The organism is Lapidilactobacillus achengensis (genome assembly GCF_003946655.1).
GTDB lineage: Bacteria > Bacillota > Bacilli > Lactobacillales > Lactobacillaceae > Lapidilactobacillus > Lapidilactobacillus achengensis.
This window is the reverse complement of the sequence record NZ_RHOV01000046.1, coordinates 1-2,404: the sequence shown is the minus strand read 5'-3', so window position 1 is coordinate 2,404 and position 2,404 is coordinate 1. Positions and strand designations below refer to the sequence as shown.

Sequence of the window (2,404 nt, the reverse complement as noted above, 5' to 3'; positions counted from 1 at the left end):
CAGCCGACTACGTTTCTCAATCCCAACGGTTTCATCCAGTAAGAAAATCAATTCATTTGTGGTTTTCTCCTCATAATAGCGACGTTCGTAAGTGACCGATCCAGCACTTGTATCCAACACACGGCTGCGTTTATCCTTAATCCGAAAATGTTGTTTTCGAAATGGTGATTCACTGATTTGTTTATCCTGATATGTTAGCGCTAAGCCGATCATCTCACATAGCGCTGCATTGAAAAGTTCTTGACCATTAAAAAGCTTCGCGACCTCAGAACCAAAAGAAGTTAACAATTCTGTGTTGATTTGTTGTAGAATAGATTTCAAGAGCGATTCCTCCTAGAAAGTTGTTTTGTCAATTACTATTCTAGCATAAAGGGAATCGCTCCCTTTTTATCTTCAACAATTCCACCCACTTAAACTTTACGCCAACGAAATCAAAACTAGTTTTGTCATTAAGGACTGTTTATAGTAAAATATACAATTGATACAGTTTTTTTGGTCAAATTTTAAGGGAATGAAGTGTAATTTGATGACAATGCCAGAATTCACGCCACTGCTACTTGGAAGTGACATCAACGTTTACGGGATGGCGCGCTCGTTCAATGAACTCTATGGGCGCAAGGTGAAAGCAATTGCCGGCGTTCAGTTCGCGCCAACGAGATACAGCAAGATCATCGACCTTGATCTGCGGCCGGGATTCAATGAGGACCCGGTTTTCATTCAGGAAATGCGCAAAATTGCCCAAGAATATGCGAACCATCCGGAGCCGGTTATTTTGGTTTCCTGTAGTGATGGCTACACGGAATTGATCGCGAAGCACAAGGACGAGCTCAGCAAAACTTTTGTCTGCCCTTATGTGGACTACGATCTGCTCAAAGAATTGAATAACAAGGAAAGTTTCTACAAAATCGCGGAGGAACATGGGCTTCCACATCCGCAGACGCAAATCATCACCAAAGCAGATTATCAGGCGGGTCCAGTGGCGCAGCCGTTTGCCTATCCGGTAGCACTAAAGCCGGCCAATAGTGTGGAATGGTTGGATATTCATTTTGAAGGGCGTAAGAAGGCCTTCACGATCCATTCTGACAGTGAATTCCAGGAAATCGTTGGTAAAATCTATGATAATGGCTATACCTCTGCCTTGATTTTGCAAGATTTCATTCCGGGAGACGATTCCAACATGCGCGTGCTCAACGCCTATGTTGATCAACATCATCATGTCAAAATGATGTGTTTGGGGCATCCGCTGCTGGAGGACCCAACGCCGCAAGCGATCGGTAATTATGTGGCGATCATGCCGGAATATAATCAGGATCTGTACGAGATCGTGCAACGCTTCTTGGAAGAAATCAACTACGTGGGTTTTGCCAATTTCGACTTGAAATTTGACGCGCGCGATCAACAATTCAAGTTCTTCGAGATCAATCTGCGCCAGGGCCGGAGCAGCTTCTACGTGACCTTGAATGGCTATAATTTGGCCCAGTATTATGTGCGCGATTACGTGACCCAGGATCTGGATGACGATCCAATCGTGTATGGTAACAAAAATAAAGCCCAACAGAAATTGTGGATCGGCGTACCCGCGAAGATCTTTAAGAAATATGCGGTCGATAACGAAATCAAACAGGCGGCGCTGGAGTTATTACGCCAGGATCGCTGGGGGACAACACTATTCTATCGTCCTGACCTGAGTTTGAAACGTCGAACGCTCTTGTGGTACATGGATCACAACTACGTGAAGCGGTTCGCCGCTTATTTTGAGGTCAATAAGGGCCGTGACTTCAAGAAATAGATCCAGGTCAACATTTGATCTAGGAAAATAAACAATCAAATCGCGTCAGTTTCAATTTTGGTCTCACTAAAATTGGAACTGGCGCGATTTGTTTTGTCAGCGAGGGTATTGATTTGCGCCGAGTTAGGCGTTTGATTGCAGGTTTTGTTGGGTGTTGCGCGTGAGCGCAACCGGCTGGGACTGCTGATGTGGACTGGAAACGTGCTCACCGACCCAGCTCCCTGCGCTTAGCTACGCAATTGTTCCGGAAGCGAAGTGCGGCTTCCAAAACAATTGCTAGGCTAATGCTCAGGAGCTAACCGGGTCGATTCGCACTCTGTTTCGAACGTGGTGGGCATCGTTTGAAGCCAATTCCAAAAGCGGGAATTGTCTTCAAATCGAGCCTTGTCCTAAGCGGCAAAGCCGCCAAGGACAATTTCACCACTGAGCCGCGCAGTCCCAGCCGGTTGCTGAACAGAATTGAGCTTATCTGCAATCAAAGCGAAGGATTTAACGAAGTGGTTTTGCAAGGTAGAGGTCAAAACAATTCCCTCTTATGAGGTGGTACGGCAATGCCAACGGATTTGGATTAGTTAGTTGGTACAGTTTGCATTGGTTGAACACCTTTACCTGCTC

4 protein-coding genes are annotated in these 2,404 nt (G+C 45.6%); 2 read left to right on the top strand and 2 right to left on the bottom strand.

The genetic code is table 11. The features are described from left to right. The coding region (locus EKM94_RS12170; protein ID WP_191987508.1) for a UPF0236 family transposase-like protein at positions 1-321 on the bottom strand (321 nt) is incomplete at its 3' end. A 205-nt stretch (positions 322-526) separates the two neighbouring features. Between EKM94_RS12170 and EKM94_RS12165 the strand changes: the two genes are divergently transcribed. Then, on the top strand, positions 527-1,789 hold the full coding sequence (locus tag EKM94_RS12165) for a carboxylate--amine ligase (RefSeq protein ID WP_125602401.1): 1,263 nt from the start codon (positions 527-529) through the stop codon (positions 1,787-1,789). A 35-nt stretch (positions 1,790-1,824) separates the two neighbouring features. On the opposite strand, the gene EKM94_RS12550 is transcribed toward EKM94_RS12165, so the two are convergent. Continuing rightward, the gene (locus tag EKM94_RS12550; protein WP_164511243.1) at positions 1,825-1,998 is read right to left on the bottom strand and encodes a hypothetical protein; all 174 of its coding nucleotides are present in this window, start codon (positions 1,996-1,998) and stop codon (positions 1,825-1,827) included. A 132-nt stretch (positions 1,999-2,130) separates the two neighbouring features. On the opposite strand from EKM94_RS12550, the gene EKM94_RS12160 reads away from it, so the two are divergent. Then, positions 2,131-2,328, top strand: coding sequence for a hypothetical protein (locus tag EKM94_RS12160; protein ID WP_125602398.1), 198 nt, complete (start codon positions 2,131-2,133; stop codon positions 2,326-2,328). The last annotated feature ends 76 nt before the right edge of the window (positions 2,329-2,404 follow it).

What these genes read in the sequence shown, in the direction of transcription:
- EKM94_RS12165 (WP_125602401.1), top strand. Translation starts at nt 527, where the DNA reads ATGACAATGCCAGAATTCACGCCACTGCTACTTGGAAGTGACATCAAC.